Raw genomic sequence first — 24,567 nt, 5'->3', positions numbered from 1 at the left:
GCATGGGAGGAGAAATGCCGTACGGGCAGTGGGCCCTGTGGGGATTGACCGCGGCGGCTGTCCTGCTGCTGGTGAACGTGCTGTGGGTCCTGCTCGTGCGGCGGTGGTACCGCCTCAAGGGGCCCCTTCCCGAGATGCTGCGCGTGCGCTGCGCGGATGGGTGGGAACTGACCGTGCACGCGCGGCGGGCTCCGGTGCGCCGCTTCGCCGAGCCTGTCCTGTTGTGCCACGGGCTGGCGGCCAACCGCTTCACCTTCGACTTCGAGCCGCCCTACTCCGTGGCCCACTACCTCACCGAGGCGGGCTTCGACTGCTTCAGCGTGGAGTGGCGCGGCACCGGGCACTCGCAGCGTCCGCCCCGGGGCCGGCGGCCCACGGACTTCACCGTCGACGACCACATCCTGCACGACGGGCCGGCCCTGCTGGAGCTGGCGCTGAAGGAGACCGGCGCGAAGCAGGCCTTCTGGTTGGGCCACTCGCTGGGCGGCCTGGTGGGGTATGGCGTGGCGCAGGGCCCCGAGGGCGGGAAGCTGGCGGGCCTGCTCGAGCTGGGGGCGCCGGTGTATCTCAAGTCGGAGCCGTTCCTGCGGACGCTCATCTCGTTGGGCGTGCGGGCCGCGTGGCCCGGGAGCATCCGGCAGTCGTGGGTGAGCGCCAGCATGGCGCCCTTCCTGGGCTACCTCGCGCTGCCCCTGTCGGACATCGTCGTGAATCCCCGGCACGTCCCGCCGCGCGTCCTGCGGCAGCTGTCCGTCAACATGATGGCGGCGATGAGCCGCAAGGTGCTGCTCCAGTTCCAGGACTGGATCTCCCACGACGCGTTCCGCTCCTACGACCGCAAGACGGACTGGCGCGCGGGCATCTCGAGGCTCCAGCTGCCCGTGCTGGTGATGGGCGGCAGCGCGGACCGGCTCGCCACCGCGGCCAACGTGGAGGCGCAGTACGCGCTGCTCACCTCACCGGACCGCATGCTGCACGTCTTCGGCCGGGACCGTGGGGACAAGATGGATTACGGCCACGGCGACCTCATCTTCGGTACCGGCGCGCCGCTGGAGGTCTACCCCGTCATCCGCGAGTGGCTCGAACAGCGCGCCACGCCCCTGCCGCCCACGCCCGCGCCTGCTCAGGGCTGAGAGGGGCTGGCGCGGGGGCTGGAGTCGAGCTGGACGCAGGGGGATTGCAGCCCCTGTCTGTTGCTCGCGTCGACGTGGCGGAGGAGGACGCGCGTCTGGCCCTCGCAGTCGGTGGAGACCAGCTCGCCCTTCGCGTCCTTCGCGGTGAGGTCCTCCACGTGCAGTTGGCCGTCTTCGATGGCCAGGAGGACGGAGCCGGCGGTGTCGCTCACGTTGACGTTCCTGGACTCCAGGGTGGCCTGCGTATCCACCGCCAACGCGGCGAGCCCGCACCCCGAGAGCCGGGCATTCCGGAGCACCGCGTGGGCGCGCTGGGTCGCCAGCACGCAGGTGCCCTTGGCTCGCTCGACGGTCACGGTGTCGACGTCCGCTTCCACCTGGCGCAGGTGGAGCCCGTCTCCCGCGATGCCATCCGCGGTGCTCACATCCGTGATGGTGCCCTCTCGCAGGCGCAAGCGCCCCTGCAACGCCACCACGCCGTATTCCCGCGAGCCCTCCAGGCGGAAGCGCCGGACCTCCAGGTCCGAGGCCGTGAGCTGCAGGGCGCCGTAGTTGCCCGCGTCCTTCACGACCACGTCCTCCAGCAGGCCGCTCGTCGCCGTGAGCCCCAGGCCCGCGCGCGTGGCGTGCTCCGAGGTGAAGCCGCGCACCGACAGCCGGGCCCGATTCGTCGTCACGCCGTACTCGTGGCCCTGGATCCGCACGTCCACCAGCGTCAGCGTGCCCTCCACCGTGGAGAACGCCGTGCCCGCGCCCCCGGAGGCCCGCACCCTTTCGACCACCGCCACGCCGCCCTCCTGGCTCAGCGCCATCCGGGGACCCTGGAAGGACACCTCCTCCAGGCGGACCATGGCCCCACCCCGGGCCCGGACCGCGCGCTCGTAGGCGCCCACGAAGGCACTGTCCCGGAGGATCAGGGAGGGCGTGGGGAGTCCCCCCGTCGCAGCCTCCACGAGCACGCCGACCGCGACCTGGGCCTGGCCGCCCGCTCCTGCCTCGAAGCGCAGGCCCTTGCCTTCGAGCGCACCTGCTCCCAGCCGGATCGCTCCCTGGGCCTGGCTCCGGAAGGTCACGGCGTGGACCCGCACCGGCCCCCGGGCTTCCAGCCCCCAGCCGCCTCCCTCCACCACCAGGGCTTCCAGGGCGGTGTCCCTCCCGGCCTCCACGACCGTGGCCCCAGCCTCCGTCACCGCCAGGATCGTGGACGGGCCTTCCCCCTTGAGCCGGGTTCCTTCCGGCAGCCGGACGGGGCCCTCGTAGCGGCCGGCGGCCAGGTGCACGAGCAGCGGGCCGGGGCGCTTCAGGGCTTCCGTCAGGGAGCGCAGGGGCCGCGCCCGGGTGCCGTCACCGCCTCCCGCCGCCCCGTCCACCCAGAGCTCGCCCGTCGCCTCCGGCCGAAGTGTCGGCCGCGAACAGGCGCACAGCAGGGTCAGGAGCCAGGGCAGGAGTCGGGTGAGCACGCGGGCAGGCACTCTAGCCCCTTGATGGCACCCTGCTGGAGCTGGATCAGGAGCCACTGCTAAGTGATCGATCTCCCAAAGCCTTTCATGCGGAACCGATCACACGGCGATCACTTCTCCTGATGGGAAAAGTAGGAGTGTGAGGATGTATCAAAAGATGCGATCCTCCCTCTCTCTACAGGGTGTATTTTCAGAGGCCAGTTTTCGTCCGGAGGCCGAATTTCCGGCTCGGGAGCGGGTGGCGCATTGACAGTCGAAACCTCGATTTGTTACCTCCGCCATCCGCTCGTTCAACGCCAGACAACGCAGAGGGAGGGGTGTCATGACCAAGGCAGAGCTCGTGGAGGTGGTGGCTGCGCAGTCGAAGCTCACGAAGAAGCAAGCCGCCCAGATCCTCGACAGCGTCTTCACCAACATCGGCAAGGCGGTGAAGAAGGACACCCGCTTCAGCTACCCCGGGTTCGGCACGTGGTCGCTGCGCTCGCGCAAGGCGCGGAAGATCCGCAACCCGCAGACCAACGAGATGATGAAGCTCAAGGCGTCGAAGACGGTCGGTTTCCGTCCCGCCAAGGAGCTGAAGAACTCGCTGTAGTGCAGGGCTTTTGAAGGCCCGTCCCCCTCAGGGGCGCGAACCCGCGGACGGGTGGCGCCCCTGGGACGTGAGGACGGGGGACTCCGCCGGAAGGCGGGCCACGGGACGCTCCTCGGAGGTGTCCGGGGCCGCCTCGGGGGCGACGAGCGCCTCCAGCGGATCCAGTGAGCTGCCGTCGTGCCAGAGTTCGAAGTGGACGTGGACGCCGGTCGCCAGGCCCGTGTCCCCCGCGAGCCCCACGACGTCGCCCCTCGCCAGCACCTCGCCGGTCGTCACCAGGACCTCGGACAGGTGGCTGTAGCGCGTCACCCACTGGCCGTCGTGCTGGACCTCCACCATCTTGCCGTGGTCGCCGTTCCAGCCCGCGCGCAGGACGACGCCCTTCTCCGCGACGCCCACGGGCTGTCCCCGGCGGGCCGCCAGGTCCACGCCCGAGTGACGGCGGAGCTGGCCGGTGATGGGGTGCCAGCGATCCCCGTAGAGGCTGGTGATGGTGACCGGCTCCACGGGCCAGGCGAGGCGCGGCGGCCCCGAGGGCTCCGGCGGCAGCTCCCAGCGGCGCAGCGTGGACGCGCGCACGATGAGGCGGCCCACGCGCACCACCACGGCCTCCGCGAGCGGACCCGGCATGTCGCCGTAGAGGCGCGCGTCCTGCTCCAGCTCGGCCTCCATCACGCCCCGGGCGCGCGTGAGGTCGCGGGTGTCGGTGTGCTCCACCGGCCGGGCCAGGAAGGCGTCCAGTGCCGCGTTCATCGCCTCCCAGTTGCGCACCTGGTCCGCGGGCATGGCGCTGCCGCGCTGGACCTTCTCCCGGTAGGCCTGGGCCTGCCGAGCGAACGCGGTGAGCGCGGCGTCGAGTTCCAGGGAGCGCTCGGGGGCCAGCGGGCCCCGGGCGCGCTCCGGTTCGCGGGGGAGGAAGGGCGCCTCGCTGTTGACGAAGCCGCTGTCGCTCGAGGTCGCGTACAGCTCCTCAAAGCTCATCTTCTCGCGCTGCGGCGTGGCGCAGGCGGAGAGGGCCAGCAGGGCGAGGACGGCGGGTCGGCGCACGGCGGGACGAGCCTACCACGCGCCGGGCCGTCCACCTGATCCAGGCCGTGGATCATTCCCCCGGGTGCACAGGTGCGTGCGGTCCTCACCTGGTGAGGAGGGGGGCTCGTCCCCGGGTCCCAGAGGACCGTCATTCCGCCGACGGGGGCGCCCGGCCGCGGCGGTCCGCACGAACCTGTCCGACTGTCGGACAGGTTTGGCCGCGTCAGCCCGCGAAGGCCTGGCGGATGCGCGAGAGGGCGTCGTCGATGTCCGCCCTGGACACGTCCAGGTGGCACACGAGGCGGATGGAGTGCGGGCCGGTGGGGTTGGCCAGCACGCCCTGCTTCAGGAGCAGCGCGGAGGCCTCCGCCGCCGGACGCACGAGGTCGGCGAACACCATGTTCGTCTCCACGCGCGACAGGTCCACCTTCACGCCCGGCACCTGGGCCAGGCCTTCCGCCAGCCGGCGCGCGTTGGCGTGGTCCTCGGCCAGGCGCTCCACGTGGTGCTCCAGCGCGTACAGCGCCGCCGCCGCGAGGATGCCTGCCTGCCGCATGCCTCCGCCCAGCCGCTTGCGCAGCCGGCGCGCCTCGCGGATGACGTCCGCCTTGCCCGCGAGCGCCGAGCCCACCGGCGCGCCCAGCCCCTTCGAGAAGCACACCGCCGTCGAGTCCGTCAGCGACGCCCACGCGGACGCGGGCTTCCCCGCCGCCACCTGCGCGTTGAACAGCCGCGCGCCGTCCAAGTGCACCGCGAGCCCGGCCTTGCGCCCCGCCTCCACCACCGCGCGGAAGCGGTCCACCGGCCACACCGTGCCGCCGCCCCGGTTGTGCGTGTTCTCCAGCGAGAGGAGCCGTGTGCGCGGGTTGTGGATGTTGTCCTCGCGCACCGCCGCCGCGACGGTCTCCGGCTTCAAGAGGCCGCGCTCGCCCGGCAGGGGCGCGGGCTGCACGCCCCACAGCGCCGGCACCGCGCCGCCTTCGTAGTGGAGGATGTGGCTGCCCTCCTCCGTCAGCACCTCGTCACCCGAGCGGCAGTGCGCGCCGATGGCGATCTGGTTCGCCTGCGTGCCGGAGGGGACGAAGACGGCAGCCTCCAGCCCGAGCCGCTCCGCCACGCGCTCCTCCAGGCGGCGCACCGTGGGGTCCTCGCCGTAGACGTCGTCGCCCACCTCCGCGTCGGCGATGAGCCTGCGCATGGCGGGCGTGGGCTTCGTCACGGTGTCGGAGCGGAAGTCGATGGGCTTCATGGTTCTCCTCGCTGCTTTGAAAAAGGGTGCCCCGCCATGGCGCTTGGGCGGGGCCGCCCCGTGACATACAACGCCCGCGTGGCCCGGCGAGAGACAGTGGGTGAGAAGCGGCAGCGCGCGGTGGCGGTCCTGGACGGTCTGGAAGCAGCCATGCCGGACGCCCGCATCGAGCTGGACTACCGCACGCCGCTGGAGCTGCTGGTCGCCGTCATCCTGTCCGCGCAGTGCACCGACAAGCGCGTCAACCTGGTGACCCCCGCCCTGTTCGCCCGCTTCCCGGACGCCCAGGCCTACGCGCGCGTCGAGCCCACTGACGTGGAGCCCTTCATCCGCACCTGCGGGCTGTACCGCGCGAAGGCAAAGAACATCGTCGCCACGGCGCGCGCGCTGGTCGCGGAGCACGGGGGGCAGGTGCCGCTGGTGCGCGACACGCTGGCGGAGCTGCCGGGCGTGGGGCTGAAGACCGCGGGCGTGGTGTGCATCCACCTGGGCGGCGACGCGGCCTTCCCGGTGGACACGCACGTGAAGCGGCTGGCGTACCGGCTGGGCTTCACCGCCCACGAAGACCCGGACAAGGTGGAGAAGGACCTGCAGGCGCTGCTGCCTCGCGAGCGGTGGACGCTGGGGCATCAGCTGCTGGTGTGGCACGGGCGGCGCACGTGCTTCGCGCGCTCGCCCGCGTGTGGCGCCTGCGCGGTGGCGGACCGCTGCCCGAAGAAGGGCGTGCGCGCCACCGCGAAGGGTTAGGCGGACGCCGGAGCGCCCTGCTCGCGCGAGGCCTTGAGCTTCTTCATGCGCTTGCGGATGAACTCGCGCTTGAGCGTGGAGACGTGGTCCACGAAGACGGTGCCGTCCAGGTGGTCCGTCTCATGCTGCACGGCGATGGCGAGGAGGCCGTCACAGCGCAGCGTCTGCTCCTGGCCCTCTTCGTCCAGGTAGCGCACGATGGCGACGGCGGCGCGGTCCACGTCCTCGGCCTCACCGGGGATGGAGAGGCAGCCCTCCGTGTAGGTCGTCTCCCCTTCGAGCGCGACGAACTCCGGGTTGATCATCGCCAGGGGCTTGGACTCCGGCTGCTGCGGCCGGGTGTCCAGGACGATGATGCGCTGGAGGATGCCCACCTGCGGCGCGGCAAGACCGACGCCCTCGGCGGCGTACATCGTCTCGAACATGTCCTTGATGAGCGCGCGGACCTTGTCGTCCACGTTCACCACGGGCTTGGCCTTCTGCTTCAGGATGGGGTCGGGCCAGATGAGAATCTCGCGAACCATGGGGCGGAGTCTTAACGCCTCCGGACCGCGACGGGCAACCGTTCCACCGGGCATCAGTCGAGCAGATTACGGGCGTACTCGCCCCGCAGCCGGTCGTCTCCCAGGGCCCGCGCGGCCTCCGTCAACACCGCGCGGATCTGCTGCGCCCGGTGCTGGAGCGCGGGGTCCGGATGGCCCGCGAAGCGCAGCGGGTGGAACTCGGCGGCGAGCAGCGCGTATGCCCGCTTGACCTCCTCACTGCCAGCCGAGCGCGCGAGCCCCAGCACGGTGAAGTAGTCCGCGTCCTGGATCTCCTCGAACTTGGCCTCCAGGCGGTGCACGTCCAGCTCCGGCGGCAGGTCGCCCTGGGCGTCCTCCGAGGGCGGGTGCAGGGCGATGAGGCCCAGCGCTCGCGCCACCGCGAGCGTCTTGAGCGCGCCGTCCTGCGGCAGCCCCGCGCCCAGGAGCAGTGACTCCAGCGTGCGCTCGCCGTCCACGGCCTGCAGGAGCTGGAGCTCGCGGGCGGAGAGGCCGAAGTCCGTGGGGGCCATGTGCGCGTCGCCTCGGGAGACCGTGGCTCGCAGGGAGCCGGCGGCGTCGAGGAGCGATTCGGCGGTGAGCGTGTTGCGCAGCCCTTCCGCGAGCAGGTGCAGCGGCGGGCGCGTGGCGGCGGCGAGCGCCACTTCGTGCGGCGCGGGCTCCGGCACCAGGCGGTAGAGCGTGGAGGGTTCGGCGAGCGCGTCCAGGAAGACCTGTTCGGTGTAGCGCTGCACCAGCGGGACGGATTCGGCTTCGCGCACGTAGCCGCGGCCTCGCAGGGCTTCCAGGAGCGTGCCGGTGGTGGCGCTGCGCACGAGCCGCAGCTCCGCTTCCTGGCGCGCGTCGATGAGGCCGTCCGCGCGGGCGCGGTCGATGAGGGACTCGCCCTGCGCGGAGGACGCGGCGCCGACCAGGGTTCCGTCGCGCAGCCAGAGGACGCGCAAGGCGTTCATCACCTTGAGCTCCAGGCGCACTTCCATGCGCGCGTCGCAGAGCCTCAGGACGAGGCGTGCGAGGCCTTCCTGCGTGAGGCTGCCGCTGCGGGCCACCGCCATCTCCGGACGGCCGGGCGATTCGAGCGGGATGAGCGAGGCTCGGGCCTGGGCCACGGCTTCTTCCGCGTCGCGCTGTGCTCGGGCTTCGAGTTGCTCGCGCTCGCGTTCGGCCTGGAGGCGCTGTTCGACGGCTTCGGCTTCGAGGCGGGTGCGGGCTTCGCGCTCGCGGGTGAGCTCCTCGCGGAGCTGGTCGAGCTGTGCTTGCAGGGTGTCTCGGGCCTGCGTGAGGTTCGTGGCTTCGGACTGGGTGCGGGCTTCGGCTTCGGCGCGGGCGTGGGTCTCCGCGGCGATGCGGGCTTCGGCGGCGGTGCGGGCCTGGGACTCGGTTTCGATGCGGGCTTCGAGGTCCTGGCGGGCTCGGGCTTCGGAGTCGAGGCGGACTTCCAGCACGGTGCGCAGGCGGCCTTCGGACGTGGCCTTGGCGGTGGACTCGGCGGACTTCTGCTCGGCCTGGAGGGCGCGGGTTTCCGCGGCGGTGCGGGCCTGGAGCTGCTGCTCGGCGGTCGCTTCCGCTTCGGTGCGGGCCTGCTCGGCCTGGGCCATGCGGGCCTGGGCCTGGGTCAGCTCCTGCGTGAGCTGCTCGATGCGCGCCTCGGCTTCGGTGCGTGCCTGGGCGAGGGATTCTGCTTCGGCCTGGGCCTGCTTGAGCTGGCCGGCGGTCTTCGCTGCTTCGGCCTGAACCTGCGTGAATTGATCCGCTCGGTCGCCCGAGTCGGACTGGAGCTGCTGGAGCAGCTCCGCGCGAGCCTCTGCTTCGGCCCGTGCCTGCTTCAGCTGCTCGGCGGTCTGCTTCGCTTCGGCCTGGACCTGCGCCAGCTGTTCCGCGCGGGCCTCTGCTTCGGCCTGGGCCTGCTTGAGCTTTTCCTCGCGGGCCTCTGCTTCGGCCTGGACCTGCGCCAGCTGTTCCGCGCGGGCTGCCGCCTCGGCTTGAACCTGCTTGAGCTGCTCTTCGCGGGCAGCCGCCTCGGCTTGGACCTGCTTGAGTTTTTCCTCGCGGGCTTCTGCCTCGACTTGGGACTGCTTGAGCTGTTCTTCGCGGGCCTCCGCCTCGGCCTCGAGCTGCTTGAGCCTTTCCTCTCGGGCCTCCGCCTCAGCCTGCGCCTGAGCGAGCAGTTCCTCGCGGGCCTCTGCTTCGACATGGGACTGCTTGAGCTTTTCTTCGCGGGTCTTTGCTTCGACCTGGGACTGCTTGAGCTTCTCCTCGCGGGCCGCTTCTTCAGCCTCAAGCCGCTTGAGCTTCTCCTCGCGGGCCTCTGCTTCGGCCTGCGCCTGCTTCAGCTGCTCGGCTCGCGATTCCGCTTCGGCTTGAGCCTGGGTGAGCAGTTCCTCGCGGGCCTCTGCTTCGGCCTGTGCCTGCTTCAGCTGTTCGGCTCGCGACTCCGCTTCGGCTTGAGCCTGGGTGAGCAGTTCCTCACGGGCTTCTGCTTCGGCCTGCGCTTGCTTCAGCTGCTCGGCTCGCGACTCCGCTTCGGCTTGAGCCTGGGTGAGCAGTTCCTCGCGGGCTGCTGCTTCGGCCTGGGCCTGCTTCAGCTGTTCGGCGTGCGTGTCCGCGTCGGCCTGGACCTGGCTGAATTGATCCGCGCGCGTCTCCGCTTCGGCTCTTGCCTGCTTCAGCTGCTCGGCGTTGGCGTCGCGGGCTTGTTCGGCTTCGGTGGCTCGCGCTTCGGCGCGCTTCACGGCCTCCGACAGCTCCTTCACGCGGGCTTCGGTCCGCGCCAGGACCTGCGTCAGCTGCTCCACGTGGGCTTCCGCCTGGAGCAGGGCCTCGGCGGGCTGCGCGGCCTTGGCTTCGGCTCGCTGGCGCGCCTGCTTGAGCTGCTCCATCCGCGCGTTGGCCTGACTCAGGGTCTCCGCGAACCGCGTCTCGGTCTGCTTCGCCGCCGCTTCGGCCTCTTCCGCTCGGGCCTGGGCTTCGGCCAGGGCTTCCTCGGCCTTCGCGGCCCGGGCTTCCGCCTCGGCCAGGCGTTCGGCGTTTCGTTCAGCGGTGGCTTCGGCGGTGGCTCGGGCCTCTTCCGCTTGCGTGGCTCGGCTTTCGGCCTGGCTCACCGCATGGGTGGACTGCCTTGCCTTGGCTTCGCCCTGGAGCAGCACCTGCGCCAGCTGCTGCGCCCTGGCCTCCACCTGCGCCAGGGCCTGGGCGGACTGCTTCGCCTTCGCCTCGGATTGCGCCAGCGCCTGCGTGGCCTGCTGTACCCGCGCCTCCGCCTGGGCCAGCGCCTGCGCGGACTGCTTCGACCTTGCTTCGGACTCGGCCAGCGACTGGGCCAGCTGGTGTGCTCGCACCTCCACCAGGGACAGCGCCTGCGCGGAGTGCTTCACCTTCGCTTCGGCGGCGGTCCGGGCCTTCGCCTCCGCTTCGGCTCGGGCTTCCGCCTCGGCACGCCGGGCCTCCAACGCGGCGGCCTCACCGTCGCGGCTCTCCGTCGCGTCCTCTCGCGGACTCGCGTCCTCGCGGGCGCGGGCTTCCGCTCGGGCTTCGGCCGCGAGCCGGGCTTCGATCTCGGCCTCCAGCCGCGCTTCCACGTCCGTGCGCGCGGCCTGCTCCAGCTCGGCGCGGGCTTCTGCCTCTTCGCGCGTCTGGGCTTCCTGACGGGCCCGGAGTTCGGCCTCCTCGCGTGCCTGGACCTCCGTGGCGATGCGCTTCTCGAGCTCGGCAAGCTCGAGCTTCGCCATCTCCGCGAGGGCTTCGGCTTCGCGGCGGGCGCGTTCCTCGGCATCCGCGCGGGCTTCGGCTTCCACGCGGCTCCCGGCCTCGGAGGCGAGCCGGGCTTCGACCTCCGCGAGGGCCTGCGTCGCCGACACGGCCCGGACTTCCGAGTCCGCGTGTGCCTCCGACGCCTGCTTCAACAGGGACTCGGCACGCGCGCGGGCGTGAACCTCCGCTTCGGCCCGCACCTCCACGGCGCTCCGGGCCTCGACCTCCGCGTTCGCTTCGAGCAGGGCATCTTCCCGTGCTCGCGATTCGCCCGCCACGCGCTCTTCCAGCTCGACACGGAGCGACTGCTCCGATTCGGCGAGGGCCTCCGCGTCCGCGGCGCGGGCCTCCGCCTCCTCGATGGCGGCGTAGGCCAGCGCGAGCTCCTCACGCAGCGATTCCAGCTCCGCGGCCAGGTCCGACGGCGGCTCGGCCGCGTCCTTGCGCGCAGGAGCGGGAGCCTCCTGCTCCTGGGGGCGCGACTTGTTGGCCCGTTGCAGGCCTCCCGGCACCAGCATCGGCGACGCCGGTGATTGGACTTCCAGCCGAGCCGTGGGCGCTGACGTGGCACCGTCGCGCAGGCTCGCGGAGGAGCCGTCTGTCTTTACGGCATCGTCCGCGCCAACCGTGTTGCCCGGATGCGCGGGGGTACCAGTCCCCGTGTCGCGTGCGTCGTTCAGCCGCGACGAGGCCGCCCTGGCGCTTGCCTCCACACCGCCGGCTCCGGGCTTGTCGCTCAGGGCCGCTGTGCCGCCACCCGCGCCTGCCGCATCAGCCGGAGCCGCGACAACGCCCACACTGGCCTTGCCCGACGAACGCAGCGGCACACGGGCCGCGACACGCAGCGGCCTCTCGGTCGTCACTCGGGGCACCGCGCTGTCCGAGGCTCCGCCATCGCGCGACGCCGTTGCGTCGTCCGGACGCGACGCCTTCGCTTCATCCCCCGGACGCGCACCGCCACTGCTTGCACGTGCCGCATCACCGCCCGCCGGATCCGACCACTGGAGCGGCTTGGAACCCTCCGCCTTCGCGTCCTCGACGGTCTCGGAGTCGAACCAGTCCTCGCCCACCGGCTTCGCGGCGGCATCCGAGGGCTCCTCGTCCCGCTCGCGCGCCTCCGCGGAGGCCTTGAGCTCCGCCTCCAGCACGTCCCAGTTCGACAGGCCCGCCGCCGCCAGCTCCTCCTCGGTCGGCTCCGGAGAAGACTCGGCCTCTTCCGACTCCGACTCGGCCGCCGCGGCGGCAGCCCGCTCCTCCGCCGCCACGTCGGCCGCGACCGAGCCGAAGTCCGTCTCGTCGGAGTCCTCCACGCCGCCCCGCGGCGGACGCGCCTCCAGCTCCGGATCCGGCTCCAGCTCCTTCCAGGCCAGCGGCGCCGCGCCCTCCGGCTCCGCTGCCTTCGCGGCCCCGCCGTCCTCGTCCGAGTCGACGTCGAAGAACCCCTCGTCCCCCAGCTTCGGCGCGGCCTTCACCGGCTTCAGCCCCGGCGGGGTGAGCCGCTCCTCACGGAAGGCGAGCTGCCCCTCCGGCGGCGTCTCTTCCTCGCCAGCCCCCTCCCCGTTCGGGAACGGGAAGCGCAGCGTGGGGCGCGCTTCCGGCGAACGGCCCTCGGCCGCCGCTTCCGCGTTCGGGGGCTCCGCGTCCCACTCGTCACCGACGTTCGCGTCCGGATCCTGCTCACCCCACGCCTCCCCGGAGTCGCCCTCCCCCGCCCACTTCGACTTCGTGCCCACGGAGAGCGCCGAGTCGATGGACGCCATCGCCTCCGACTCCACCTCCAGGTGCGCCTCTTCCAGCGCGGCGTTCATCGCCAGGTGGGTGCCGCGCTCGCGCTGCTGGTGCACGGCGTGCGCGCTGCGCTCCTCGCGCGTCATCGCCGCCACTTCCCAGTCCGTCTGGTTCAGCGGCGCCAGGTCCCCGAACAGCGCGTTGGCCAGCGCGGGGTCTCCTCCCACCGCGTGCGGCGCCGTCGCGTGCCACGCCTCGTCCGAGCCCGGGCTGCTCCCCTTCGCCGGCTCCTGCAGCGTGCGGTTCTCCACCACGCGCCAGCCGTCCGCCTCCGCGGGCGCGCGGATCAACGTGTCCACCAGCGTCACGAAGCTGGGACCGTCCAGGGGCAGCGGCGCCACCGGCGCGCTGAAGCCCTCGATGGCCTCGCTCAGCAGCAGCACCCGGGCCTTGTGGCCCTCCGGGTGCTGCACCAGCTCCTCCAGCACCACGCGCCCGCGGCCGCTCTCCACGCCCGGCGCCAGCACGATGAGCTCCGGCAGGTGGTGCCCGAAGGCGATGAGCGCGTCCGCGGCGGAGGTGGCGAGGATGACCTCGTGCCCTTCGCGGGACAGCAGTCGCCGGACGGCGGCGATGGTGGCGATGTCGTCGTGTACGAGGAGGACCGAGGCGCCCATGGGGGAGCCAGGGAGTCTACAGCATGGCCCCGGGATCCACGTCGATGACGACCTTCACCCCGTTGGGCACATCCGGCAACGCCGCCTCCAGCCGGGCGAGCAATGGGGCGAGCGCAGAATGCGTCGGCGCCTTCAGGAGCAGCTGCCAGCGCGTCTTGCCCCGGATTCGGGCAATCGGCGCCAGGGCCGGTCCCAACAGGCGCACCCCCGCCGAGGCCGGCGGCATGTGCCGCCCCACCAGGTTCCCCAGGAAGCGCGCCACTCCCGCCGTCTGCTCGGGATGCTCGCCTTCCAGCCGGACGGCCGCCATGCGCGCGAAGGGCGGGTAGGCCAGCGCCTTGCGCCACTCCAGCTCCTGCTTGGAGAACCCGTCGAAGTCGTGCGCCAGCACCCGCTTCACCGGCTCCGCGTCCGGGTTGTAGGTCTGCACCAGCACCCGGCCCGGGTCCTTGCCGCGCCCCGCACGCCCCGCCACCTGGGTCAGCAGGTGGAAGGTCCGCTCGGCGGCCCGGAAGTCCGGAATGGCCAGGGACGTGTCCGCCATCACCACGCACACCAGCGTCACGCCCGGGAAGTCGTGCCCCTTGGCCACCATCTGCGTGCCCACCAGCACGTCCAGCTCCCGCCGCGCGAACGACGCCAGGAGCTCCGTCAGCTTCTCCGCGCTCGTCGCCGAGTCCCGGTCCAGCCGCGCCACGCGGGCGTGCGGCATCCGCTCCAGGACCTCCGCCTCCACGCGCTCCGTGCCGATGCCCAGCTTGAGCAGCGGGCCGGTGCACTCGCGGCAGGCGTTCGGCACCGGGAACGCCACGCCGCAGTAGTGGCACACCACCCGGTTCTGCGAGCGGTGGTGCGTCATGCACACGTCGCAGTCGTGGCACTTGAGCGACAGGCCGCACACCTCACACAGGAGGATGGTGCTGTGGCCGCGGCGGTTGAGGAACAGGATGACCTGCTGCCCCTTGGCCACCGTCTCCTCCATGGCCTGGAGCATCTGCGGGCTCAGGATGGGCGCCTCTTCCGTCACCTGGCCCTCGCGCGGACGCTCCACGCGCAGGTCCACCAGGTTGATGGACGGCATGGGCCGGTCATCCACGCGGTTCTTCAGCTCGACGAGCTTGTAGCGGCCGGAGCGCGTGTTCTGGAGCGTCTCCAGGGACGGCGTGGCCGAGCCCAGCACCACCACCGCGCCGGCCTGCTTGCCGCGCACCACGGCCAGGTCGCGCGCCTGGTAGCGCAGCTTCTCGTCCTGCTTGAAGGACGGGTCGTGCTCCTCGTCCACGACGATGAGCCCCAGGTGCTCCACCGGCGCGAACACCGCCGAGCGCACGCCGACGGCAATCTTCACCGTGCCCTTGCGCAGCGCCTGCCAGTGGAACAGCCGCTCGCGGTCCTTGAGCCCCGAGTGCAGCACCGCCACGTCCCCGCCGAAGCGGCTGCGGAAGCGCCCCACCAGCTGCGGCGTCAGGGCGATTTCCGGCACCAGCACCAGGCTGCCCAGGCCGCGCGCGAGCGTGTGCTCCACCGCGCGCAGGTACACCTCCGTCTTGCCGCTGCCGGTGACGCCGTGCAGGAGGTACGGCTGGAAGCCGCCCGCGTCGACGGCGCCCTGGAGCTCCTTCACCGCCAGGGCCTGCTCCGGGGTGAGGCGGTCCGGGCGGTTCTGCACCAGCCCCTCGCGCACGCCGGCCTGCAGCGTCACCTCCACCCACTTCACGAACTTGCGCGTCGCCAGCTTCTTCAGCGTCTCGCGCGCGCCGGGGATGGCGTGCGTCACCTCGTCCAGCGGCGCGCGGCCGCCCACCGCCAGGAGGTACTGGAGCACGGCGGCCTGCGCCGGAGCGCGGGCCAGCTGCGGCGGCACCTCCGCGACGAGCGCCTCCACGAAGAACTGGATGTCCGGCTTGGCTTCCTTCTCATCCACCGCGGTGGAGAGGCCCGGCGGCAGCGCGCCGCGAATCACCTCGCCCAGCGGATAGCGGTAGTGCTCGGCGGTGAAGCGCAGGAGCGCGATGAGGTCCTTGGGCAGGGACGGCGAGTCCTCCAGCACGCGCTGGATGGGCTTGAGCCGCACGCCGCCTTCCACCGGCGCGTTCGCGGGCCCCAGGTAGAAGCCCAGCGCCATGCCCCGGCCGAAGGGCACCAGCACGCGCTGCCCCGGGGCGAGGTTGCCCGCGAGCGCCTCCGGCACCAGGTAGGTGAACTCCCCGCGCACGGGACGGCCCACGGCGACGGACGCAAGTTGGGCAGGGGTGGCGCTCACGACGGGGCGCACTGTAGCGGCCTGTTCCCGCTGCGACAGTTCCCTTCCCACTTCCGTACGCCGCGTCCGCAGGGGAATGGCACCGCGAGAGGGAGCCTCTCCGGGTCCCTGCGAAAAACCACCCAGCGCGAAGTGCTCTTGCTCCATGACCGCCCTCTTGCCGCCAGTGCCCCACCCCGCCCGTCCTGCACCCGGGATCCACTGTGCCCGGAGCGTCTGACATCCCCGGGCCCCGGAAGCACGAAGGGCCCCTCCCGTCCCCGGAAATCAGGGTGCGGAAGGAGGCCCGGGGGACTGCGAACGACGCGGAAGGAAGGGGGCGTGCGTGCGGCTACTTGCCGAAGGCCTTCTTCACGGACGGGCGGCTGGACACGCGGTCCCACCAGGCCGTCACGTTCTTGAAGGGGGCGACCAGGTCCTTCTCGCCCACCACGAAGAGGTACTCCACGTACGGCGCCCAGGAGACCTCCGCGAGCGTGAAGTCATTGCCCGCGAGGAACGGCTGCTTCGCCAGCGCCGCGTCGATGACCTCCAGCGGACGCTTCACGCCCTCGCGGCCCTTGGCGATGTTCTCCTCGTTGTTGGTGCCCCGGAAGCGCTCCATGACGATCTTCATGGCCTGGCCGGAGAAGTAGGACTGCTCCACGCCGATGAACTGCTCCATCAGCGCGTAGGCCTTGGGGTCCGCGGGCGTCAGCGAGGAGCCCGGCAGGGTGCGGTCCAGGAAGCGCATGATGGCGCGCGACTCGTACATCATGAAGCCGTCGTCCAGCTCCAGCGCGGGCACCACGCCAAAGGGCTGGCGGGCCACGTGCGCGGGCGTCTTCTGCTCGCCCTTCTGCAGGTCGATGTTGATGAACTCGACCTCGCGGCCCTTCTCCGCCAGGACGGTGAGGACCTTGCGGGTACACGTGCTCATCGGGTTGCCATAGAGCTTCATGTGAATCGCCTCCGCGCCACGAGGCCGGGGAAATCCCGGCCCTGGAACGGGCGGGACTTTCACCGTCAGCCCCGCCCGCCGCAAGCGATTCGAAGCGGACCCGCTACTTGAAGAGCGTGTCCGGCACGGCCGAGCGGTTGTCCGCCTTGAGGGCCGTGAAGCGCACCACGCGCTGGCCGGCCTTCCACACCTCCACCGTGCGGGGCATCCAGTCCCCGGTGGCCGGCGAGGCGTAGTCCAGGAAGCGCACGTCCCAGGCCGCCCCGGACGCGTCCGAGTAGCGCAGGCGCGCGGGCCGGAAGGCGTCCTTGTAGACCCAGAACTGGGGCTTGCCCTCGGCGGGGTCCCCCAGGACGTAGGCCACCTCGCCGCCGAAGCGCGCGAGCGACGTGACCTTCGTGTTGACGCCCAGCCCCTGGAGGTAGGCCTCCTGGGCCAGCTTCGTGTCCTGCACGCTGCCCGCGTCCTGCGCGAGGATGGCGCACACCTGGGCCACGAGCACGGAGAGGGACGGCACCTCCTTGCCCTCCACGCGCTTCTTGCCGGAGACCTGCACGGTGGCGGCCTTGAGGCTGCTGTCCGGCGAGCTCGCGTCGAAGCGGCAGCGGCCTGGAATCTTCACGGACAGCACGCCGTCACCCTGGAGCTCCGGGCGGTCGGTGGGGACATTGAGGGCCGCGCCTGCCTCCGCCACGCCCGTGGAGGAGAAGATGACGGAGCCTTCCACGCGGAAGGCGGACAGGCGCTTCTCCTCCCGCGCGGTGGCCATGCGCCGGAGGATGGAGCCTCCGGGCAGCACATAGGCGCCGGCGGCGAGGGAAACGAGGACGGCGGATACGGCGATGAGACGCTTCACGGCTTCTCCGTCTTGACGACCTCGCGCAGGTACTCCAGGAGTCCTCCGCGCAGGTCGGGGCGCTTGAGCGCATAGGCGATGTTCGCCTTGAGGTAACCCACCTTGTCACCGGCGTCGTAGCGCTGGCCCTGGAACTTGTAGCCCAGCAGACCTTCGGTCTTCTGGAGCGTGGCCAGGCCGTCCGTGAGCTGGATTTCGCCGCCCACGCCCGTGGTCTGCTTCTCCAGGATGGGGAAGATGGACGGGGGCAGCACGTAGCGCCCAATCACCGCCAGGTTCGACGGCGCGGTGCCCTTCTTGGGCTTCTCCACCACGTGGTCGATTTGGATGACGCCGTTGCCCAGGTCCTTGCCGGCGGCGATGCCGTACAGGTGCGTCTCGCTGTCCGGGACCTCCATCAGCGCGATGACGGCCTTCTGGTGCTGCTGGTAGACGCGCGCGAGCTGGCCGATGCCGGGCTCCTCCGGCGAGTCGATCATGTCGTCGCCCAGCAGGACGCCGAAGGGCTCGTTGCCGATGACGCTCCTGGCGCACAGCACCGCGTGGCCCAGGCCCAGCGGCTCCTTCTGGCGCACGCTGATGATGCGGACCAGGTTCGCGATGGCGCGCAGCTTGTCGGCCTCCGCCGTCTTGCCGCGGGCGCGCATGGTGGTCTCCAGCTCGAAGCCGATGTCGAAGTGGTCCTCGATGGCGCCCTTGCCGCGGCCGTTGATGACGACCACGTCCTCGATGCCCGCGGCGACGGCCTCCTCCACGATGTACTGGAGGGTGGGCGTGTCGACGATGGGCAGCATCTCCTTGGGCACGGCCTTGGTGGCCGGGAGGAAACGGGTGCCCAGGCCGGCGGCGGGGATGACGCACTTGCGGATGAGCTTCGCTGCCTTCGTGTCAGGAGAGGACATGGGGCGGGGAATCTATTGGTGGCCCAGAACCCCAGCAAGCCGGATAGATTCCCCGGCGCCATGCCGCTCCGTGCCATCGTCGCCGCGCTTTCCTTGACGCTGTCCGTGGTCCCCTTCGCCGCCCGGGCCGCCACCAGCGAACCCGCCGAGGAGCTGCGCAACGTCGCCAGTGCCCGGTCCCTGGGCATGGGCAACGCCTTCCGGGCCACGGGCCTGGGTGCGGATGCACTCCTGGGCAATCCGGCGGCGATGGCGCTGTTCCCGGCCTACCGCATCGAGGGCACGGGCGCCTACGACCCGCGCAACAAGGAAGGCTACCTGGGCCTCAGCCTGGCGGACTCCAGCAGCGGCCGGCTGGCGCTGGGCGTGGACTACCACTGGCTGTCGCTGGGGCGCGGCGGGGCGCGGACGTCCGCGAACCTGAGCACGCTGGGCGCGGCGCTGCCGCTGAGCCAGTCGCTGATCATCGGCCTGTCGGGGCACTACCTGCGGCTGAATGGCCAGCAGCGCTTCGCCAACTCCATCACGATGGACGCGGGCATCCTGGTGCGGATGAGCGAGCAGCTGACGCTGGGCGTGTCGGGGCACAACCTCATCGACACGGAGAACGTGGAGCTGACGCGCTATTTCTCCGCGCACGCGGGCTACGTGGGGCAGGCGCTGGTGGTGGCGTTCGACGTGCGCGCGGACTTCGAGACGCGCGACTCGGCGGTGCTCACGTACAACACCGGCGCGGAGTACATCCTCGACCAGACGATTCCCCTGCGCTTGGGCTACACGTACGACGGCTTCCAGGAGGTGTCGCGCCTGACGGTGGGCGCGGGCTTCATGTCGCCCGGCGGCGGCGGCGTGGACCTGGCGTACCAGCACGACCTGGGCGGGCTGAACGGGCGCATGCTGGCGCTCACGCTGCGGCTGCTGGTGAACTGAAGCGTCAGCGGCCCGGGCGGCCGGCTTCGGCGGCGTCCCGCAGGGCGAGGTAGCGCTCCGAGGCGGCGAAGCGGACCAGCTCCTCCAGCTCCGAGTCGTGGGGGCGGCGGGCGCGCAGGACGGTGAGCGCGGGCCCGGGGCCTCCGCAGGCGACGAGCCCCGCGCGGTTGGCGGAGTCACGCGCGGCGGCGACCAGCAGGCTCGCGTCGAAGTCGCGGGTGCCGGGCTCCATCAGGAGGGCGGCGCGCTCCAGGGCCCTGGGGGACAGGGACTCGCGCACCACGCGGGCGTCGTCGCCCGCGTCCTTGGGGTTCTTGAGGACGGAGGACAGGAGCGCGAGCGCGCGCAGCAGGTGGTCCTTGCGCAGGGCGCGCAGGGCGAGCAGGTCCGGCGACAGCGAGAACAGCGCGCGGCCGGCGTGGAAGCGCAGCTCGGCGTTCGTGGGGGGCTGCTGCACGAGGAGCCGGCCCACGACGAGGCGCGGGGCGGAGGTGTGCAGCGGGGTGATGTTGGCGGTGTCGTCGTCGCCCGCGACGAGCTCCGGCAGGGGCACGCCCAGCAGGCGCGCGGTGGTGTGCAGCGCGTCCAGGATGGCGGTGGCGCCGGGGCCCGCGGAAGCGCGCAGGGGCTCCGAGGTGCTGGCGATGCGCGCGGGTGACGGGAACAGCCGGCACAGCGCGATGCCCACGCACGCGAGCAGCTCACCGGACGGGGTGCGCAGGCCCGGGTGGCGCAGGCCGGCGCGCTCCTGGTTGGAGAGGGGGCCGCGCTGCACGCGGGGCGCGGGGACGTCACGGCCTTCCAGCGCGTCCGCGAGCTCGCGCATGAGCGCGGCGCGGGTGACGTCGCCGCGCTGGTCGAAGTGGTCCACGAGGCCGCGGTAGGGCTTCGGGTCGAGCGGACGCTCGCGCACGAGCTTGAAGACGATGGGCTCCGCGGAGGTGGCCTCGGCGGGAGGCGCGGCGTCCGGGACGGCGGCGGGCGTTTCGCGGGTCTCCGCGGCGCCGACGGTGGTGCGGCCACTGGCCTGGGGACGCGTGGGGGCGGGGCCGGCGACGGTGCCTTCGGGACGGCCGGCGCGGTGGATGCGGCGTACGGGGTCCATGCGGCCCGGAGGCGCTTCCCACGCGATGACGCTCGTGGCCTCCACGGGCCCGCCGCCGAGTTCCTCGGAGTCTTCGTCCTCGTCCGGAATCTGGCTGAGGAGGGGGATGTCGGGCGGAGCTTCGGGAGCGCCGCGGCCCCTGGCCGGAGGAGCGACGGGACGCGAGGCTCCGGCCATGGCGCGGGGCGCGGGGGCCGGGGGCTCCACGCCACTGGCGGACAGCGGGGCGCGGGGGGGAGCGGGAGGTTCCACGCCGCTGGCGGACAGCGGGAGCCGGGGCGCGTGGCCGGCGCGTGGGGCGCGGATCTGCGTGCCCGCGTTCTTGGAGGCGCGGGTGGCCGGGGAGGCGTTGTCCTCTGCGGCGGGCGCGGCGGTGGCGGCCTTGCGTGACACGGCGGCTTCGAGATCCGCGTCCTGCGGGAGCGGTGCTCCGAAGGCCGTGGTTCTTTCGCGGGGCGGGGCGGAGGAGGTTCGCTGCTTGCGGTCGGGCGCGGAGGCGCCGTCGTCCGGAGGAAGTGCCGGTTCGCTCGCGGCACCGCGAGCGGGCTTCATGGCCCGGGCCATGCCGCTGGGAGCAGGGGCGGATTCCGCGAGCGAGGCAGCGCCTTCCGCTGGCGCCTTCGTGGACGCGGAGCGACGGGGCGGCTCTGATTCCGGCGACGTGCTCGCGACCGACGTGTGACGGCCGGATGGGGCCTTGGGCTGGCGGGTGGCTTCCGTGTTCGATGCGGGAGCGCCTACGCCGGCGTGACGGCCAGACGGTGCCGTAGGTTGGCGTGAGGCTTCCGTGGATGACGACGCGAGGCCTATCGGCGAGTGACTTCCGGACGGCGTCTTGGGTTGCCGAGACGCTTCCGTGGATGACGACGCAGCGCCCACCGGAGCGTGACGGCCAGACGGTGCCTTCGGCTGGCGTGAGGCTTCCGTGGAGGATGATGCAGGGCCTACCGGCGAATGACCTCCCGACGGTGCCTTCGGCTGGCGCAGTGCTTCCGTGGAGGAAGATGCAGGGCCTACCGGCGAGTGACTTCCGGACGGTGCCTTCGGTTGCCGAGGTGCTTCCGTGGATGAAGCTGCCGCGCCCACCGGAGCGTGATGCCCGGACGGTGCCTTCGGCTGGCGGACGACCTCCGCATCCGGCGATGCCGACGCGGCTCGACCAGCGGGTGAGGACTTGCCCTTCCGGGCCGCGCCGTCCTTCGCCCGGGGGGAACGCTTGCCCGGTGCATCGTCGGACGAGGCCTCCTCCGCCTTGAGCAGCGATGGGACGTCCGTGTTGGACGTGACTTCGTCCGACAGGTCCTTGCGCTTCGAGGGCACGAGCCCCGTGGCGACCGGCGGTGCCACGAGCACCGACGGCGGCGGAACCCCGACGGGCTGCGGCGGCGCGGTGCGCGCGGGTTCGGACGGAGGCGGACGGGCGCGCTGCTCGCGGGACTTTCTCAGGCTCTCGGCGCGACGCGCGTAGAGACGGGCCTTCTCGGTGTTGTGCAGCACCTCGCGGCAGAAGAGCGCGAGCCGCTCCCACGTGTGCTGGCGCTCCTCGTCGTCCTCCGTCGCGGTGGCCGCGTTCTCCAGCGCCCAGGCGGCCTCGCCAAACTGCTCGCGCTCGGTGCAGCGGTCCGCGAGCAGCAGCCACGCCTCCTTGTGCCCCGGCTCGAAGCGCACGGCCTGGCGCAGCTCCGCCAGGGCCGCGCCCGCGTCGCCCATCGCCTCCAGTGTGGCGACCCGCTCCAGGTGCGCCTTGCGCGCGGCCGGTCCCCGAGGCTCACGGGCAAGCTGCGCGTGCAGCAGCTGGCTCAGCGCGGGCAGATCTCCCAGGCGGCGCGCGAGCGCCAACAGGTGCTCCCGGGGCTGCTCGTTGTCGGGGCTCTCCGCGAACACCTCGGCCCAGGCCCACTGCGCGATGCGCAGGTCGCCCAGCGACTCCTCCGCGGTCCGCGCGAGCACCCGCAGCGATTCCAGGCGATCCGGCGCGCGGCGCGGTGCGGCGGCACAGGCGGCGCGCAGCCGCTCGACCTGGGCGAAGCGCTCGTCGTCGGAGACACTGCGCACGAGCCCCGCGAGCACGGGCAGCATTCCGGGCACGAGCGCATCCGCCGCCTCGAAGTCCTCGCGCGCCTTCGCGGGATTGCCCATGTTCAGCTGCCGCTCGCCGCGCGTCAGCAGGGCCACGGCCCGGGCCCGCGAGGTCCTCGCGCGAGCAATCGCGTCATCGAGCGCACGCCGCACCAGCGAGGCATCCTCGCGCTGGGACAGGAGGCGGACCTGCTCACGCAACGCGGTGCGCTCACCGGTCAGCTCGACGATCTCCCGGTACATGCGCGCGGCGCCCGCGGAGTCCTGGAGCTCGTTCTCCATCACCTCCGCGAGCCGCGTGAGGGCTTCCGCTCGCTCCGGGGCGTCCTTCGCCCGGTCCGCGCGCTTGAGGTACAGCTGCGCCAGTTCGCGCCACGCCCGACGCGCGATGAGCTGGGCCTCCTGGCGCTGCGACTGAGCCCGCTCCGAGCCCTCGTCCGGGCCGCGCGCGGAGGAAGCCGCGTCCGGAGCCGGGCTCGTGCCGGGCTCGGAGGGCTTCACCGAGGGCAGGCGCGTGGAGTCGCGCTTGGGAGCAGCGGGGGTTGCCTGCACCGGGGCGAGGGACGCGGATGAATCCGGCTGCGGGAAGACCACTTCCGACGTCGATTCTTCTTCGTCGAACGCAGGCTTCGCGGTGGCGGGAACCAGCACGGAGGACTGTCGCGGAGCGGCGGGCTTCTCGGCCAGGGACTGCGTTGACGCGGGAGCGCCCTTCTCCGCTTCGACACGCTCGGGCGGGATGATCTCCGAGGTCGACTCTTCTTCGTCGAACGCCATTGCTGGCGCGCCTGGCACCAGGACCGCGCCGGCAGGACGCGGGAGGATGACCTCCGACGTCGCTTCGTCCGCGTCGAAGCCCTTCGAGGGACCGCCTGGCACCAGCACCGCATCCGGCTGGCGTGGAGGCGTCTTCTTCGACGTCGAGGTGCTCTCGCTGGATGGCTTTGCCTGCGTCCCGGCCGGCTCGGGCTGACGCGGGTGGAGGTCCTCCGTCGCCGCTGCGCTCTCGTCGGAGGCCTTCGCCTGAGCTTCAGCGGCCGGTCCCGCCGGACGCGGAAGGAGCATCTGCGACGTTGATTCGTCTTCGTCAAAAGCCTTGGAGGGTGCTCCCGGAACCAGCACCGATACGAGCGGACGCGGCGGCATCCGCTCCGATGCGGAGGGTGCTTCCTCGGATGACTGCCGCGACGCCGTCGCGGGCTTTTCTTCGAGAGCCTGTGAGGTATCGGCTGGCGAGGCCTCTTCAAGCTTCTTGCCGAAGACCTGCGTCGACTCGAACAACGGAGGGGCGCTCGGCGCGGCAACAGGCGGCTTTTCGGGCGTGGAGGCCGCATCGACGGGCGAGGTGCTCGACACCGTGATGCCATGCACTTCGGCTGTCGGCGTCGCAGCCTGCTCTTCAGGCGCCCGTGTCGCCGACGACGTTGCTTCGACGGCCTTCGCCTCGGGCGCGACCGCCGTATCCGCGGGCCGTGAGGATGCGCTGGATACGTCCACGGCACTTTCAGGTGCCGGTGCCGTATCCGACGCCGTGGTGACGCTCTCGGACTTCGGCGCCGCGTCCACGGGCGACGACTCGCGCGGGGTCGCGGCGTTCCGAGCATCGGTCATCGACGTCGCATCGACAGACGGCAGGACGTTCGACGGCCCCACCGACGCAGGCACCGCATCCCTCGGCGGCGACCCACCCGATGCTCCGGTGCCCTTGTCGCTCAGCGCCTGCGCTACCGCGTCAGGAGGCGCCGTATCCGGGGCCTTCTCGCCGGAAGCCCTGGCACTGGAAGCACCCTCCAACGCCTGCTCCGTCCCTCCCGCGTACGGCACGGGCTCCGGAACAGACCTCGCCCCCCGTGGTGGCGTCACCACCCGGGCCTTGCCCGGGCCTTCGTCCTCCCAGGGGAACTCCGGTCCTCGCGACGCCGTCCGTCCCAGCCCGGCCCACTCGCCCAGCGGGACCTGCACCGTGTCGGCTCGCGGAGCCCTCGCTGGCGGCGCCTGCACCACCGGCATCTCCACCACCGTGTTCCCCAGCTCCGGATCCGACAGCGCCAGCGCGGACACCTCCACGGTCTTCGTCCGCGACTCGTCGTCCTCCCCCGCTGGCCGCCGCGACGGCGCTTCCTTCGCCTTCGCCACCCGCTCGCGCAGCACGTCCAGCACGAAGCGGGCCCTGGCGTCGTCGGGCGCGTCCATCAACAACCCGTTGAGCACCGCCGCGGCGCGCGCCTCCTGCCCCGTGCGCCGCAACACCCGCGACAGCTGCCGGCGGACCTCGCGGCGCACCTCGCCCCGCTCCGTCACCATCGCCGCGTCCAGCAGGGTGATGACGGCTCGCTCCGTGCCCGCCCGCAGCGCGCACCGGACCAGCACCGCCGCGAGCCGGGGCGTCATCGGCAGGGAACGGCTGGCGGACACCAGTCCGGAATACGCCCGCGCCGCCTGCCCCTCCTGGAGCAACCGAGCGGCATCCCGGCAGACCTGGGCCACCGCGCCTCGCACGTCCTCGCCTCGCGAACCCGTCCCCGGTCCGCGAGGGGAGGGCTCCGGCGTCCCTGGGCCCTTGCCGTGTCTCCCGCCACCCATGA

The 24,567-nt window shown here is 72.1% G+C and carries 14 protein-coding genes; 4 read left to right on the top strand and 10 right to left on the bottom strand.

The genetic code is table 11. The features are described 5' to 3' along the window. Nucleotides 1-14 precede the first annotated feature (14 nt). Complete coding sequence (locus tag NR792_RS33940; RefSeq protein WP_375761740.1) at nucleotides 15-1,133, top strand: alpha/beta fold hydrolase; 1,119 nt, start codon at nucleotides 15-17, stop codon at nucleotides 1,131-1,133. Here the strand turns inward: NR792_RS33940 and NR792_RS33935 are convergent. Further along, nucleotides 1,124-2,593, bottom strand: coding sequence for a hypothetical protein (locus NR792_RS33935; RefSeq protein ID WP_375756857.1), 1,470 nt, complete (start codon nucleotides 2,591-2,593; stop codon nucleotides 1,124-1,126). The genes NR792_RS33940 and NR792_RS33935 overlap by 10 nt on opposite strands. Before the next feature lie 322 nt (nucleotides 2,594-2,915). On the opposite strand from NR792_RS33935, the gene NR792_RS33930 reads away from it, so the two are divergent. Further along, entirely contained in the window at nucleotides 2,916-3,185 is a 270-nt protein-coding gene (locus NR792_RS33930; RefSeq protein ID WP_014394187.1) for an HU family DNA-binding protein, read from the top strand. A gap of 27 nt (nucleotides 3,186-3,212) precedes the next feature. On the opposite strand, the gene NR792_RS33925 is transcribed toward NR792_RS33930, so the two are convergent. Both NR792_RS33925 and ltaE read right to left on the bottom strand, forming a co-directional pair. Then, on the bottom strand, nucleotides 3,213-4,232 hold the full coding sequence (locus tag NR792_RS33925) for a M23 family metallopeptidase (protein ID WP_375756856.1): 1,020 nt from the start codon (nucleotides 4,230-4,232) through the stop codon (nucleotides 3,213-3,215). Nucleotides 4,233-4,437: 205 nt separating this feature from the next. Continuing rightward, a complete protein-coding gene (gene ltaE, locus NR792_RS33920; protein WP_375756855.1) occupies nucleotides 4,438-5,463 on the bottom strand; it encodes a low-specificity L-threonine aldolase in 1,026 nt (341 codons plus the stop codon). Between the two features lie 36 nt (nucleotides 5,464-5,499). Between ltaE and nth the strand changes: the two genes are divergently transcribed. After that, a complete protein-coding gene (nth, locus tag NR792_RS33915; RefSeq protein ID WP_375756854.1) occupies nucleotides 5,500-6,210 on the top strand; it encodes an endonuclease III in 711 nt (236 codons plus the stop codon). On the opposite strand, the gene def is transcribed toward nth, so the two are convergent. The 6 genes from def to galU form a co-directional block, all read right to left on the bottom strand. Then, the gene (gene def / locus NR792_RS33910) at nucleotides 6,207-6,734 is read right to left on the bottom strand and encodes a peptide deformylase (protein ID WP_375756853.1); all 528 of its coding nucleotides are present in this window, start codon (nucleotides 6,732-6,734) and stop codon (nucleotides 6,207-6,209) included. The two genes, nth and def, sit on opposite strands and share 4 nt — an antisense overlap. Before the next feature lie 53 nt (nucleotides 6,735-6,787). After that, complete coding sequence (locus NR792_RS33905; protein WP_375756852.1) at nucleotides 6,788-12,907, bottom strand: response regulator receiver protein; 6,120 nt, start codon at nucleotides 12,905-12,907, stop codon at nucleotides 6,788-6,790. Nucleotides 12,908-12,923: 16 nt separating this feature from the next. Beyond that, complete coding sequence (gene priA / locus NR792_RS33900) at nucleotides 12,924-15,317, bottom strand: primosomal protein N' (protein WP_375756851.1); 2,394 nt, start codon at nucleotides 15,315-15,317, stop codon at nucleotides 12,924-12,926. A 184-nt stretch (nucleotides 15,318-15,501) separates the two neighbouring features. Further along, complete coding sequence (locus NR792_RS33895) at nucleotides 15,502-16,110, bottom strand: glutathione S-transferase family protein (RefSeq protein ID WP_375756850.1); 609 nt, start codon at nucleotides 16,108-16,110, stop codon at nucleotides 15,502-15,504. A 103-nt stretch (nucleotides 16,111-16,213) separates the two neighbouring features. Continuing rightward, on the bottom strand, nucleotides 16,214-16,966 hold the full coding sequence (locus tag NR792_RS33890; protein WP_375756849.1) for a hypothetical protein: 753 nt from the start codon (nucleotides 16,964-16,966) through the stop codon (nucleotides 16,214-16,216). Continuing rightward, nucleotides 16,963-17,868, bottom strand: coding sequence for a UTP--glucose-1-phosphate uridylyltransferase GalU (gene galU, locus NR792_RS33885; protein ID WP_375756848.1), 906 nt, complete (start codon nucleotides 17,866-17,868; stop codon nucleotides 16,963-16,965). Before galU ends, NR792_RS33890 begins: the two co-directional genes overlap by 4 nt. Before the next feature lie 60 nt (nucleotides 17,869-17,928). On the opposite strand from galU, the gene NR792_RS33880 reads away from it, so the two are divergent. After that, complete coding sequence (locus NR792_RS33880) at nucleotides 17,929-18,798, top strand: hypothetical protein (protein WP_375756847.1); 870 nt, start codon at nucleotides 17,929-17,931, stop codon at nucleotides 18,796-18,798. A gap of 4 nt (nucleotides 18,799-18,802) precedes the next feature. Here the strand turns inward: NR792_RS33880 and NR792_RS33875 are convergent, their stop codons facing one another. Further along, on the bottom strand, nucleotides 18,803-24,565 hold the full coding sequence (locus NR792_RS33875; protein WP_375756846.1) for a hypothetical protein: 5,763 nt from the start codon (nucleotides 24,563-24,565) through the stop codon (nucleotides 18,803-18,805). Nucleotides 24,566-24,567: the final 2 nt, after the last annotated feature.

This window comes from Corallococcus exercitus, assembly GCF_042231735.1.
Lineage (GTDB): Bacteria > Myxococcota > Myxococcia > Myxococcales > Myxococcaceae > Corallococcus > Corallococcus exercitus_B.
The sequence above is the reverse complement of the archived record's forward strand: the minus strand, read 5'-3'. Positions and strand labels throughout refer to the sequence as shown.

Coding starts and splice junctions, on each gene's coding strand:
- NR792_RS33940 (WP_375761740.1), top strand. CDS start 15: ATGCCGTACGGGCAGTGGGCCCTGTGGGGATTGACCGCGGCGGCTGTC.
- NR792_RS33930 (WP_014394187.1), top strand. CDS start 2,916: ATGACCAAGGCAGAGCTCGTGGAGGTGGTGGCTGCGCAGTCGAAGCTC.
- ltaE (WP_375756855.1), bottom strand. CDS start 5,463: ATGAAGCCCATCGACTTCCGCTCCGACACCGTGACGAAGCCCACGCCC.
- nth (WP_375756854.1), top strand. CDS start 5,500: ATGGCGCTTGGGCGGGGCCGCCCCGTGACATACAACGCCCGCGTGGCC.
- def (WP_375756853.1), bottom strand. CDS start 6,734: ATGGTTCGCGAGATTCTCATCTGGCCCGACCCCATCCTGAAGCAGAAG.
- NR792_RS33905 (WP_375756852.1), bottom strand. CDS start 12,907: ATGGGCGCCTCGGTCCTCCTCGTACACGACGACATCGCCACCATCGCC.
- priA (WP_375756851.1), bottom strand. CDS start 15,317: ATGGAGCAAGAGCACTTCGCGCTGGGTGGTTTTTCGCAGGGACCCGGA.
- NR792_RS33895 (WP_375756850.1), bottom strand. CDS start 16,110: ATGAAGCTCTATGGCAACCCGATGAGCACGTGTACCCGCAAGGTCCTC.
- galU (WP_375756848.1), bottom strand. CDS start 17,868: ATGTCCTCTCCTGACACGAAGGCAGCGAAGCTCATCCGCAAGTGCGTC.
- NR792_RS33880 (WP_375756847.1), top strand. CDS start 17,929: ATGCCGCTCCGTGCCATCGTCGCCGCGCTTTCCTTGACGCTGTCCGTG.
- NR792_RS33875 (WP_375756846.1), bottom strand. CDS start 24,565: ATGGGTGGCGGGAGACACGGCAAGGGCCCAGGGACGCCGGAGCCCTCC.